At 56.9% G+C, this 12,112-nt stretch carries 10 protein-coding genes; 2 read left to right on the forward strand and 8 right to left on the reverse strand.

Annotated features, from left to right (window positions below):
- Nucleotides 1–32: 32 nt before the first annotated feature.
- Nucleotides 33–1,406, forward strand: a complete 1,374-nt coding sequence (gene dbpA / locus ACS0RQ_RS00745) for an ATP-dependent RNA helicase DbpA (RefSeq protein ID WP_271849233.1) — start codon at nucleotides 33–35, stop codon at nucleotides 1,404–1,406.
- A 70-nt stretch (nucleotides 1,407–1,476) separates the two neighbouring features.
- Here dbpA and ACS0RQ_RS00750 read toward each other — a convergent pair whose 3' ends face one another.
- Together ACS0RQ_RS00750 and ACS0RQ_RS00755 are read right to left on the reverse strand one after the other, a co-directional pair.
- Nucleotides 1,477–3,450: a glycoside hydrolase family 127 protein gene (locus tag ACS0RQ_RS00750; RefSeq protein WP_271849234.1), complete on the reverse strand. Its 1,974-nt coding sequence runs from the start codon at nucleotides 3,448–3,450 to the stop codon at nucleotides 1,477–1,479.
- Nucleotides 3,437–4,837, reverse strand: a complete 1,401-nt coding sequence (locus ACS0RQ_RS00755) for an MFS transporter (RefSeq protein ID WP_039080151.1) — start codon at nucleotides 4,835–4,837, stop codon at nucleotides 3,437–3,439. The genes ACS0RQ_RS00750 and ACS0RQ_RS00755 overlap by 14 nt, the downstream gene beginning before the upstream one ends.
- A 250-nt stretch (nucleotides 4,838–5,087) precedes the next feature.
- On the opposite strand from ACS0RQ_RS00755, the gene ACS0RQ_RS00760 reads away from it, so the two are divergent.
- Entirely contained in the window at nucleotides 5,088–5,906 is an 819-nt protein-coding gene (locus tag ACS0RQ_RS00760; protein ID WP_271849235.1) for an AraC family transcriptional regulator, read from the forward strand.
- 132 nt (nucleotides 5,907–6,038) lie between these two features.
- On the opposite strand, the gene araD is transcribed toward ACS0RQ_RS00760, so the two are convergent.
- The 6 genes from araD to ACS0RQ_RS00790 are packed head-to-tail and all read right to left on the reverse strand — an operon-like array spanning nucleotide 6,039 to nucleotide 12,110.
- Nucleotides 6,039–6,734 carry an L-ribulose-5-phosphate 4-epimerase gene (gene araD, locus ACS0RQ_RS00765; RefSeq protein WP_271849236.1) on the reverse strand — a complete coding sequence of 232 codons (696 nt, stop codon included), beginning with the start codon at nucleotides 6,732–6,734 and terminating at the stop codon, nucleotides 6,039–6,041.
- Complete coding sequence (locus ACS0RQ_RS00770; protein ID WP_193794670.1) at nucleotides 6,728–7,588, reverse strand: L-ribulose-5-phosphate 3-epimerase; 861 nt, start codon at nucleotides 7,586–7,588, stop codon at nucleotides 6,728–6,730. Before ACS0RQ_RS00770 ends, araD begins: the two co-directional genes overlap by 7 nt.
- Nucleotides 7,589–7,590: 2 nt before the next feature.
- A complete protein-coding gene (ulaD, locus tag ACS0RQ_RS00775) occupies nucleotides 7,591–8,244 on the reverse strand; it encodes a 3-keto-L-gulonate-6-phosphate decarboxylase UlaD (RefSeq protein WP_271849237.1) in 654 nt (217 codons plus the stop codon).
- Nucleotides 8,241–9,746 carry an FGGY-family carbohydrate kinase gene (locus ACS0RQ_RS00780; RefSeq protein WP_271849238.1) on the reverse strand — a complete coding sequence of 502 codons (1,506 nt, stop codon included), beginning with the start codon at nucleotides 9,744–9,746 and terminating at the stop codon, nucleotides 8,241–8,243. Before ACS0RQ_RS00780 ends, ulaD begins: the two co-directional genes overlap by 4 nt.
- A 55-nt stretch (nucleotides 9,747–9,801) precedes the next feature.
- Complete coding sequence (locus ACS0RQ_RS00785; protein WP_271849239.1) at nucleotides 9,802–11,121, reverse strand: MFS transporter; 1,320 nt, start codon at nucleotides 11,119–11,121, stop codon at nucleotides 9,802–9,804.
- A 53-nt stretch (nucleotides 11,122–11,174) separates the two neighbouring features.
- Nucleotides 11,175–12,110 carry a DUF4862 family protein gene (locus ACS0RQ_RS00790; protein WP_271849240.1) on the reverse strand — a complete coding sequence of 312 codons (936 nt, stop codon included), beginning with the start codon at nucleotides 12,108–12,110 and terminating at the stop codon, nucleotides 11,175–11,177.
- Nucleotides 12,111–12,112 lie beyond the last annotated feature (2 nt).

The raw sequence follows: 12,112 nt of genomic DNA on the forward strand, positions 1-12,112 counted from the left end.
ATAGCGGCCTGCAACTACACAGAGATAACACCGTGACCGCCTTTTCAACCTTAAATGCTTTGCCCGCTGAACTCCTCGCCAACCTTGATGAGCTGGGTTATCACTCCATGACCCCGGTCCAGGCGGCGGCATTGCCGGCGATCCTTGAAGGCAAAGACGTGCGCGTACAGGCGCAGACCGGCAGCGGCAAAACCGCCGCGTTTGGCTTAGGCTTGCTGCAGCACATCGATGCCAGCCAGTTTGTGACCCAATCTCTGGTGCTATGCCCAACGCGTGAGCTGGCCGACCAGGTCGCCAAAGAGCTTCGTCGTCTGGCACGTTATCTGCCCAACATTAAAATTCTGACCTTGTGCGGCGGTGTGCCGTTTGGCGCACAGCGCGATTCGCTCCAGCATGCGCCGCATATCATCGTCGCCACGCCGGGTCGTCTGCTGGATCATCTGGAAAAAGCCACCGTCACCCTGGAGGCCCTGAAAACGCTGGTCCTGGACGAAGCCGATCGTATGCTCGATATGGGTTTTAGCGACGCTATTGACGCCATCCTGCGCCATGCGCCGGAACGTCGTCAGACGCTGCTCTTTTCCGCCACCTGGCCTGCGGCTATTGCGGCCATCAGCACCCGTTTCCAGCGCGTTCCGCAAACCATTGAGATCGACTCGGTCGAAGCCTTACCGGCGGTGGAGCAGCATTTCTATGAAGTCTCGCGCCGGGAAAAAATTCCGCTGCTGCTGAGTCTGTTAAGCAAGCATCAGCCAGCTTCCTGCGTGGTGTTCTGCAACACCAAAAAAGATTGCCAGGAAGTATGCGATGCGCTGAATGAGCGTAACCAGAGCGCGCTGGCGCTGCATGGCGATATGGAACAGCGTGACCGCGACCAGACGCTGGTGCGCTTTGCCAACGGCAGTAGCCGTGTTCTGGTGGCTACCGACGTCGCCGCGCGCGGGCTGGATATCAAAGCGCTGGAAATGGTCATCAACTACGAGCTGTCCTGGGACCCGGAAGTGCACGTACACCGCATTGGCCGTACCGCGCGCGCCGGGCAGAGCGGTATGGCGCTTAGTCTGTGCGCACCGGAAGAAGCGCAGCGTGCGGCTATTCTCGGTGAAATGCTGGCTATTTCGCTCGACTGGCAATCCCCGGTTATCAGCAACAACATCAAGCCGCTGGAAGCGGAGATGGCGACCCTGTGCATCGATGGCGGTAAGAAAGCCAAAATGCGCCCCGGTGATATTCTGGGCGCACTGACCGGTGATATTGGCCTGGACGGTGCGGATATCGGCAAGATTGATATGCATCCGATGCATGCCTATGTTGCCGTGCGTCAGTCCGTGGCAAAACAGGCCTGGAAGCAACTCCAGCAGGGCAAAATCAAAGGCAAAGCCTGCCGGGTGCGCCTGCTCAAGTAAGACGGTGAACGGTAACCCGGATAAGGCGTTACGCCGACATCCGGGACATTCCGGCGATTACAGCACCCGGTTACCTTTCCTCGTTAACCCAAATCCGCATCTCCCCTTCGCCGCGATTTGCCCAGGAAAACCACGGAATAAAGGTCAGCGTCTGCGCCTGACGTTCGCCTGGCGTTTTGTCATAACGCCACAGGGCCTGCTGCCCCGCGTCAGCCGCTGTTTGCTTATAGCCCTGCGCCTGAATCAGCATTTTATGGGCGAAAATCCCCTTACCCTCAAAAACGGTGAATGTCGCCTGCGGTGAGAGCCACAGATTATGCAGCTCTTCCCCGTTGTCCGCCTGCTCCAGGCAGTAAACCAGCGGCCCGCGCTGAATCGCCACTTTACCCGCCACATGACGCAGCAGCGGATTGCCATAAACCCGGCGTACCGGCATTGGCAGGGTGAGCGTCAGGGTATCGCCTTCCTGCCAGCGGCGCTGAATATGCAAATAGCCTTTACGGACATCGCTGGCCACCTCCGCACCGTTCAGCGTGATGTGCGGAGCGGCGCACCAGTCCGGCAGACGCAACGCCAGCGTGTGGTCAACCGCCTGCGGTGACTCGATGGTAATGGTGACCTGCTCCTGCCACGGATAGTTGCCGCTTACCCGCAGCCGCAGCGCCTGACCGCTCACCGGGATCTCCACGCTATTGCCAACGTAGAGGTTGATATAGAGCGCATCCTCGCGCGGAGTGTAGAGATAATGGCCGAGCGAGGTGAGCACGCGGGCGATATTCGGCGGGCAGCAGGCACAGCCAAACCAGCGCTGACGAACCGGTTTCACATGGTCATAGATATGGTTGAATTTCAGCGACTTCGGGTGCACTTCCAGCGGGTTAACGTAGAAGAAGTGTTTCCCGTCCAGTGCCATGCCGCCGAGCACCGTATTGTAGAGCGCACGCTCCATCACATCGGCATACTGGCTGTCGGCCTCCATCTCCAGCATTCTGCGGGCGAACATCATCAGCCCAATGGAGGCACAGCTTTCGGCATACACCGTATCGTTGGGCAGATCATAATCGCTGCTGAACGCCTCGCCGCTGCTCTGCGAGCCGATGCCGCCGGTGATGTAAAGCTGGCGCTGCGCCATATTGTTCCATAGCCGCAGGCAATCCTGACGCTTCCCTTCGTCCTGGCTTAAGCGCGCCAGGTGGGCCACGCCGGTCATCAGGTAGACGAAGCGTACCGCGTGGCCGATAGCCGTTTGCTGTTCGGCTAACGGCTGGTGTGCCTGACTGTAGGCTTTGTCGTTGACCATCCACGCCGGGCCGTAGGTATGCCAGTAAGAGGTCCGCCCGCGCTTTTCATATTCGACATCGTAGAAATGCGGCTGCGTGCCACGCTGCTCAACAAAGTAATTCACCAGCGCCAGATAGCGCGGCTCCTGAGTAACTTCGTACAAACGCATCAGCGCCAGTTCGATCTCCGGATGCCCTGGGTAGCCGTGCAACTGTCGTTCACCGGGGCCGAAGACCGAATCGATATGATCCGCCAGGCGGCAGACCACCTCCAGCAGACGGCGTTTCCCGGTGCCCTGAAAATAAGCCACCCCCGCCTCAATCATATGCCCGGCGCAATAGAGCTCATGGCATTCGGCCAGGTTGGTCCAACGGTCCTGCGGCGCTTTGACCGTGAAATAGGTGTTGAGATAACCATCGTCACACTGGGCTGCGGCGACCAGCTCGATCACCTCATCAGCGGTCTTCTCCAGTTCCGCATCCGGCTTCTGGCACAGTGACCAGGCCACCGCTTCCAGCCACTTGGCGACGTCGCTGTCCTGAAAGACCATGCCGTAAAACTCCCCCTCCTGCAGCCCTGCGGCGATACGAAAGTTTTCAATCGCATGGCTGGGGTCGGCTTCGGCGATACGGTCATTCAGTGCATCCCACTGGTAGGGAATAACAACCTCGCGTACCAGTTGTTGATACTGACCAAGAAATGCATCGCTGACTTTCAGTTTGTGCAGATCGACTTCCATTACAGACTCCTTAAGACTGAACATGACGCTGGCGCAGATCGGTGGCAATGCGCGCCATCATGGGATTGTTGAGCTTGCAGGCGCGGATAGCGAACGCCAGCAGCAGGTGGAACAGGGCAGGCAGCAGCGTCTCCATTGCGGTGATGCCTTGTAACGAGGCGGGTGTCTGATTCCCTGCGCCGGGCTGATAGGCGACGAAAACGAACACCAGGCTGATGATGACGGCGCTGGACGCCCAGGCGAGCTTGATGCAGAAGAGGTTGAAAGCGAAGTTCATACCGGACGAACGCACGCCGGTCTTCCACTCGCCGTAATCATCGGCGAAGGCCATCAGTGAGAAGTGCAGCGGCAGGGTAAAGCCGAGGATCACGCCATTACCCAGAATGACTGCCAGCCACAGGGTCTGCCAGGCCGGTCCGGTAGGCAGGAGCCACATCATCACCGACAGCGCGGCCAGCACGAGGTTGGTGTAGTAGTAGAATTTCACCGTGTCGAAGCGTTTTGACAGCGGGTTAACCAGCACCGAACCAAGAATCGAGGCAAAGGTCACCATGGTGAAAAATAGCGAGGTATAACCGGTGCTGCCTTGCAGTACATAGGTGATGAAGTACATGTAGCCGCCGCCGCGAATGTTGAACACATTGATCAGCAGGAAAGACATCAGCAGCATCAGTAACAACTGGTCGTTTTTACGCAACCCCGCCAGGTGTTCACGCAGGGTGAATTTACCCATCGTCGACAGCGGCACCCGTTCACGCACCCAGAAGAAACAGCACAGGAACATCACTACGGCGATGGCGCACAGCACGCCGACACCAAGTTGATAACCCTGCGCGGCATTCCCTTTACCCAGTGAGGAGACCAGCCACGGCAGGCCTACTGAGACCAGAAAACCCGCCACGCCACAGAGCACAAAACGCCAGGACTGGCAGGAGATCACTTCGCTGTGGCGCGTGGTCATCGTATTGATTAGCGCGCAGTAGGGCACGTTGATGGCGGTATAACCCACAGAAAGCAGAAGATAAGTGCCAAATGCCCAGGCAATTTTCACGTTCATGCTGGCATCGGGGACGGTGAAGGTCAGCACGCCGATAATGCCGATAGGCAGGGCAATCCATAGCTGCCAGGGGCGAAAACGGCCCCAGCGACTTTGGGTGCGGTCAGCGATGATCCCCATTACCGGGTCGGATATGGCATCGAATACACGTAATGCCATAAACAGTGTGCCGACCAGTGCCGGGGTTAAGCCAAAAATATCGGTATAAAAAAAGGTCAGGAAATTCATGATTAAGCAGGTAATTACCGTTCCGCCTGCGTCACCCAACCCATAGCCTATTTTTTCACGTACGGATAATTTATCGTCCAGCGCTTTTTGCGCTGAATCGGTATTGGAAATTAATGTTGAAGTCATGGAAAACGCCTCACGGATATTCCAAAAGTAACCCGCTTATTTGCAGATTTTGTTGTGTAGTTTGCAAAGTACGTTATTTATTTTGCATTGAATTGACCACACAACAAGGGAAGGGAAAAGTACAAAAAGATGACGATTCCGACCTGATGCGCAAAGTGTGATTTTGATCCGGCGCGGGGCTTACATTTCGTTAATAATCAAAAACAAGATGCAGTGTAATTGCCCTCTTGTAGCGAGAATTGACATATTTATGCTTGAATTATCCATAACATTTCCGCTTCGTGTGCAAAATGGCGGCTTATTTATCTCGCGCGGCGTGGGAAGCCATCCGTCACGGACTCTGCATTCCTGGGAGGTGATTTTCGTCGAAAAGGGGACATTAACGATCCGCGAAGAAGAGAAACTCTTTACGGTTAATGCCGGCGAAACACTTTTACTCTGGCCGCAGCGACGACATGTTGGTGTAGGGGAATTTCCGGCAGATCTTAAATTCTACTGGCTGCATTTTGAATTAACGGCTGCGGTGGAAAAAACAGGACAAAACAGTGTGCTTATGTTGCCGCAACATACAGCATTAAATGATCCGCAATATATGACGGCATTATTTCGCCAGTTTTTACATGAGCAGGAAAATGTCCATCGCAGCGTGGCTATGGAATGTATTTTACTGCTGATTCTGCAACAAATATCGGCCTCTGCGCTCAGCGAGCGTGCCGTGGATAATCCGGGAATGGCGCTCGCCTGGAAAGCCCGGCAAATGATTGGTACGCAATTTCATCTGCCGATTTCGGCCTCGACGCTGGCAAAAGAGCTGCACTGCAATGCCGACTACCTGGGGCGGGTGTACCGGCGCGCCTTTCGTCTGACGCTGACCGAAGCCATTCATCGCCAGCGGGTACGGGCAGCGGAAAAATTACTGATCAGCGACTCGTTATCGTTAAAAGAGGTGGCGGGGCAGTGTGGGTTTCATGATGTGGGCTATTTCCGACAGATCTTTCGCAAACACACCGGGCTGACGCCCGCCGCATGGAAACGGCGGTATTGTAAGGAGCATATTAATTCGGGGTAAGAATGGGGCGCTGCGCAGTATTTTCCCCTCACCCTAACCCTCTCCCCAGAGGGGCGAGGGGACCGATCGAGCCGAGGCCTTCTGGCCTCCCTGTGGGAGAGGGCCGGGGTGAGGGCATCAGACCGCAGAGGATTACTGCCCGTAATAGGCGTTCGCGCCGTGCTTACGCAGATAGTGCTTATCCAACAATTCAGACTGCATATCCGGCAACTGCGGCGCCAGTTGCCGGGAGAACAGACCCATATAGGCGCACTCTTCCAGCACCACCGCGTTGTGCACCGCATCCGCCGCGTTTTTGCCCCAGGCAAACGGGCCGTGGGAGTGGACCAGCACGGCCGGAACCTGCATCGGGTTCAGGCCGCGCGCTTCAAAGGTCTTGATGATCACTTCGCCGGTTTCGTATTCGTACTCGCCGTTGATTTCCTCGGTCGTCATCAGGCGCGTGCAGGGAATGGTGCCGTAGAAGTAGTCCGCGTGCGTGGTACCCCAGGCGGGCAGATCCAGACCCGCCTGCGACCAGATAGTCGCGTGGCGGGAGTGGGTATGTACAATGCCGCCAATCTCCGGGAAACGACGATACAGCGCCAGGTGCGTTGGCGTATCAGAAGAGGGTTTTTTACTGCCGTCGACCACGTTGCCAGTGGCGATATCCACCACCACCATATCCTCGGCTTTCATCACGCCGTACTCCACGCCGGACGGTTTAATCACCATCAGTTTGCGGGTTTCATCGACGGCGCTGACGTTTCCCCAGGTAAAGGTGACAAGCCCGTGTGCGGGTAGCGCCAGGTTTGCCGCCAGCACCTCGGCTTTCAGTTGCTCTAACATACGAATCCTCCTTCCTGCATACGGGCTTCAATCCAGCGACGGGCCTGGATGATCTCCAGCACCGGCTCTTTGGCTTTTTCGGTCCACATCTCAATCAGAAAAGCGCCGCGATAATTCAGGTTCTGCAACGTGCTGAACACATTGACGAAATCCACACAGCCTTCGCCAAACGGCACATCACGGAACTGACCTGGGCTGGTTTCGGTGACGGGCTGCGTGTCTTTCAGGTGAATAGCTGCGATACGGTCGATACCGAGCGCCAGCTCTGCCGGTACGTCGTTACCCCAGGCGCTGAGGTTGCCCACGTCCGGGTAGACGGTGAACCACGGTGAGGCGAGCATCTCGTCCCATTTTTTCCATTTGGTAATAGAGTTCATAAACGCGGTATCCATGATCTCCACCGCCAGCATGACCTGTGCGCCTGCGGCCTGCTCAACGGCCCACGCCAGCCCTTCGGCGAAACGCTGCTGGGTGCCTGCGTCATGCTCTTCGTAATAGACGTCGTAGCCCGCAAGCTGAATGGTGCGGATACCTAAGTCGCGCGCCAGTTTGATGGCTTTGGTCATGATGTCGCGGGCACGTTCGCGCACGGCTTCATCGCGGCTGCCGAACGGGAAGCGACGATGGGCGGAAAGGCACATCGACGGAATCGACACATTGGTTTCCAGCATCGCTTCCACTAACGAGGCGCGCTGGGCGGTGGTCCATTCGAGTCGCGAGAGGCGCTCGTCGGTTTCGTCGACGGACATTTCCACGAAGTCGAATCCGCAGCTTTTAGCCAGAACCAGACGCTCCGGCCAGGATAAGTCTTTCGGTAACGCTTTTTCATAAATACCTAACGGATGGTTGCGCATGTTTACGCTCCCCAGATGTCGTGGATGCGGGCGTGGAATTCTTCGGCGACCTGCTGCGGATTCGCCGCACCAGACAGCGCGCGTCCGGCAATGAACGCCTTCACATTGATCTCTTTGAATAACGGCAAATCGGCAGGTGTGATGCCGCCGGTGATGGAGAGTTCGAGACCAATATCGGACAGCGCTTTCATGCGTGCCAGGTCCGCTTCACCCCACTGCTGGCCGCTGGCCTGGGCATCACGACCACGGTGGTAAATCGCCTGACGCACCCCGGTGCTGTACCAGTCGCGGGCATCGTCGAAGGTCCAGTTACCAAACAACTCAATCTGAATTTCTCCCCCGCGTGCGGCGGCAACGGCATGGCCTTTTTCGATGGTAGCCAGCGGTGCGGCACAGATAATAGTCATCCAGTTTGCACCTGCGTCCAGCGCCTGCTGGGCCAGGGTTTCACCGGCATCGGCCACCTTCCAGTCGGCAACGATGATTTTCTCCGGGCACTGGGCGCGTAAGGCGCGCACGGCATTTAACCCTTCACTGAGGCAGAGGATGGTGCCCGCTTCCACGATATCGACGTGATCTTTTAGCAACGCAACGTCGCGCTGGGCGGCGACAAGGCTGGTGTGGTCGAGCGCCAGTTGCAGTAGTGGTCGGCTCATAAAGAGTGCTCCTTAATACGGGCATGAAAGCCCTGAAGTGCTTCAATTAAAATCTGGTAACGGTGATATTTGCGCTGGTAGGCCGCATGGGCGTTCATGTCCGGCGTCAGGGTGTGCATCTCGTAGTTGAGCGTCTGCTGGGCATCGCTAAAGTTCTGATAGACGCCGGTGCCGACCAGTGCGGCGATGGCCGCGCCAAAGCAGCCGGTCTCTTCCACCTGCGGCAACTCAACGGGCAGGCCGCTGACATCCGCGAGCATCTGCATCCAGACTCTGGAATGGGCCGGGCCGCCGGTGACGCGCAGGGCGCGCACGTCGGTAAAGCGCTCGCGCATGCGGTTGAGGTGCGTCATATGGCTGAACACCACCCCTTCGTAGACGGCCTGCAACAAGTGCGCGCGGGTATGCAGCGCCTGCATGCCATAAAAGCCGCTGGTCATGTCGAGCCCGGCGTTACTGCCATACAGGAAAGGTAAGAAGAAGACCTCGCTGGCGGCTTTCGGCAGGCTGTCGACGAGTTGGTTAATGTCGGCAAAACTGATATCGCCCCACTGCGCGGTCAGCCATTCCAGGTTGCCGGACGAGGTGGGGCTGGCTTCGTGCACGATGTATTGCCCGTCATTGACGTAGCGGCCATACACATAGGGATGCGCTTCGTTGTCGCGCAGGCCTTCGGCAATACCGCTGGTGACAGCCCAGGTGCCCATCACGGCATTGAGCGTGTATTCGTCTTTCAGACCGGCGCAGATCGCGGTGGAAACCACATCAAACAGACCGCCCACAACGGGTGTTCCCGCTGCGAGACCGGTAATGGCGGCTGCCTGAGCGGTGATTTCCCCGCTGATTTCTGCAGAACCCACAATTGGCGGCAACGCGGGGTCTATCTCGCTAATGCCCAGCCATTGTGTCAGGCAGGGGTCATACTGCCCGGTGGTCATATGGTAGAGGTTGGATTCAGAGATATTGCTCTCTTCACACCCCTTCACGCCGGTCAGACACCAGCGCAGGTAGTCGTGACCCATCATCACGCAGCCAATCTGTGCGTAACGTTGCGGCTCGTTTTCTTTTACCCAGCGCAGCAGCGAGGCCGGGTGTCCCGTCCACAGGGTCTGGCGCGTTAACGGGTAGAGCTTTTGCGGAATGCCGTCCTGCTGCCAGCGCTTGACGATTTCCATGGCGCGGCGGTCGGAAGAGAGGATCGCGGTGCCCAGCGGCTGGTCATTTTTATCAAGTAAAAACAGCCCTTTGCCCTGAGCGGAGATACCCACGCCCTTAATGTTTTCACCGCCAATGCCGGTACGTTGCAACAGGCGTGAGATGGTCGCCGCGCAGTGCTGCCACAGTTCCGCCATGTCGCGCTCCGCCCAGCCCGGATACGGACTAAGAGTGCGGACGGACTGGCGTTCAATAGCAAATTCTTTACCCTGGCTGTTGTACAGTCCTGCTTTCAGATAAGTACCGCCACAATCGATACCCAGCCAGAAGGTCTCTTTTTCACTCATCTTTTTGTCCTGTTTTTTCACCCTCTCCCTGTGGGAGAGGGCTGGGGTGAGGGCATCAGACCGCACGTTTGGCCGTATTCGTCGCGCCCACGCGCGGGCTGTTGGCATCACACTTCGCCGGCAGCAGCAGCGCCATTAGCGCGGCAATCGCCAGAGACACCGCCAGGCAGTAGACGCCCGCATCTTTGCTGTACATGGTGATCAGCACACCCACGGCATACGGACCGCAGAAGCCACCCAGGTTACCCAGGGCGTTAATCACCCCGCGTGCGCCACCGGCCATTTCCGCGCTGAACAGACGAGCAGGAATGGTCCAGAACACCCCGGCAGCGGATTGCAGGAAGAAGCCACAACCAACCAGTGCGGCATACGACAGCCAGATGCTCTCTTTCAGGGTGACGGAGAGGAACATGCAGGTGGCGAAGCCAATCAGCGGCAGGGAGACGAACAGCTTGCGTTTACCGGTTCGGTCGGACAGCGAAGAGAACAGGAACATCCCGGCGATAGCGCCAACGTAAGGCAGAATGGCAAGCATCCCGACCTGGCCCATGCTGGTGTGGGTCAACTCTTTGAGGATGGTGGGCAGCCACAGGGTGTAGCCGTAAATCCCGGTTTGATAGAAGAAGTTCAGGGCAATTAACTGCCACATGGTACGGTCAGACAACACCGCGCCCAGCGAAGCATTGACTACGGTTTTACCCGCAATGGCGCGCTGCTCAGCGGCCAGGGTTTCCACCAGATATTTCTTCTCGGCTTCGCTAATCCAACGGGCTTCCTGCGGACGGTCATACACGGTCAGCGCCCACAGCACCAGAACAGCCAGTGACAGCAGACCTTCGATGATGAACAGCCAGCGCCAGTCGAGTGCGGTAATGATCCAGCCGGAGAGCGGGGCGGTGATGATCCCGGCAATCGGGACGAACATAATGACGATAGCATTTGCGCGACCACGTTCGGCATCCGGGAACCAGTTGCTGATCATGGTGAGCACCACAGGCAGCATACCGCCTTCCGCCACACCGAGCAGGAAACGCAGTGCTAACAGTTGATATTGGTTGGTGACAATACCGGTAAGCACAGAGATGACCGCCCAGGCGACCAGTGACCAGCCGATGAATTTTTTACCGCTGCCGTGCACGGCGATTTTCCCGCCCGGTACCTGCAAGAAGAGATAACCGAGGAAAAAAATACCGCCAGCCAAACCTGCCATGGTGGCGGTAATGCCTAAATCCTTGTCCATCCCGCCAGGCATTGCGAATGCGATATTCACGCGGTCCATATAAGAAATAATACACGCGATAAGAATAGGGGGAATAATTCTTAACCAGCGTTGGCGCGGAATATCCGCAGATGTAGCGTAAGAGGAAGTGTTCATATTAATCTCTCGTTAAAAGTAACAGGCCTTGCGATTAAATTGACGCTTTATATTTATTGTCTGGCTTTGTTTAACGCGGTAACGCCATCGCGTAATATGGCTATGCGATGATTCGCATCAGCATTAGCATCAATTTCCAGCAACTTAATACCGGCAAACTGTAATTTTGCTGTGTCAGCCACATTAAATAATTCTTTAGCACTTTCTACCGTGAGCAGGCTTTCCGGGCAGAAAGGGGCGAAAGGCGTATGCAGGTCAGTCCATTCACCATACGGCCCTTCGGTGGCGGTGCCGGAGAACATCAGCGCCCCCAGTTTTCCTGCGGCTTTCACCGCCTGAGTATGTTCCAGCGGCAGGGTGGTATTACGCCCTTCAATCGCGGAACGCGCCCAGTTAATGCACACATCAATGTCGTAACCGGCGAGGGTATCCAGCACGTTTTCCAGCGGCAGGAAACCTTTGCGCGGTGCGGGCTTGTTCATGGCGTCGCAGTGTTCCAGTACGAGCGAGCATGACCAGTCCCAACTGGCGATTTCTTTGATGGAGCGGGCAAACGCATCGGTTGCCTGTGCCACATCAGCGTTACCGCCCAGCGGCGCAGCCTGCAGCTCCAGCGATATCACTTTATTGGCGAAGCGCTGGTTTACCGCATTGATTTTGTTCAGCAAATGACGATGGAACTCGACGCATGCCCGACGTTGTTCTTCATCGCTGGAGGCCAGACCGAAGGCCAGATTACCGCCGCTGCGACGACGCATGGTCTCCGGGATCGCGGTGACCACAATCTGCCATTCGCCCGGCGTGTGCCGGAACAGCCACTCATCGCCATAAGCGTGCAGGTTTTCGTGGCACGGCTGCTCCAGACCGCGAATGTGCGGCGTATCCGCGAGTAAACGCCAGAATTCCTTCTCTTCCTGTTCGCTTTTTTGGTGAAACGAAGGCGCACAGGGGTATGCGCCGATAATATAACCGGCGTCATTCGTTTTCATGT

Source organism: Phytobacter diazotrophicus (assembly GCF_052061655.1).
Taxonomy (GTDB): domain Bacteria; phylum Pseudomonadota; class Gammaproteobacteria; order Enterobacterales; family Enterobacteriaceae; genus Phytobacter; species Phytobacter diazotrophicus.

What these genes read in the sequence shown, in the direction of transcription:
- ACS0RQ_RS00770 (WP_193794670.1), bottom strand. Translation starts at nt 7,588, where the DNA reads ATGCGCAACCATCCGTTAGGTATTTATGAAAAAGCGTTACCGAAAGAC.
- araD (WP_271849236.1), bottom strand. Translation starts at nt 6,734, where the DNA reads ATGTTAGAGCAACTGAAAGCCGAGGTGCTGGCGGCAAACCTGGCGCTA.
- ulaD (WP_271849237.1), bottom strand. Translation starts at nt 8,244, where the DNA reads ATGAGCCGACCACTACTGCAACTGGCGCTCGACCACACCAGCCTTGTC.
- ACS0RQ_RS00790 (WP_271849240.1), bottom strand. Translation starts at nt 12,110, where the DNA reads ATGAAAACGAATGACGCCGGTTATATTATCGGCGCATACCCCTGTGCG.
- ACS0RQ_RS00760 (WP_271849235.1), top strand. Translation starts at nt 5,088, where the DNA reads ATGCTTGAATTATCCATAACATTTCCGCTTCGTGTGCAAAATGGCGGC.
- ACS0RQ_RS00755 (WP_039080151.1), bottom strand. Translation starts at nt 4,837, where the DNA reads ATGACTTCAACATTAATTTCCAATACCGATTCAGCGCAAAAAGCGCTG.
- ACS0RQ_RS00750 (WP_271849234.1), bottom strand. Translation starts at nt 3,450, where the DNA reads ATGTTCAGTCTTAAGGAGTCTGTAATGGAAGTCGATCTGCACAAACTG.
- ACS0RQ_RS00780 (WP_271849238.1), bottom strand. Translation starts at nt 9,746, where the DNA reads ATGAGTGAAAAAGAGACCTTCTGGCTGGGTATCGATTGTGGCGGTACT.
- ACS0RQ_RS00785 (WP_271849239.1), bottom strand. Translation starts at nt 11,121, where the DNA reads ATGAACACTTCCTCTTACGCTACATCTGCGGATATTCCGCGCCAACGC.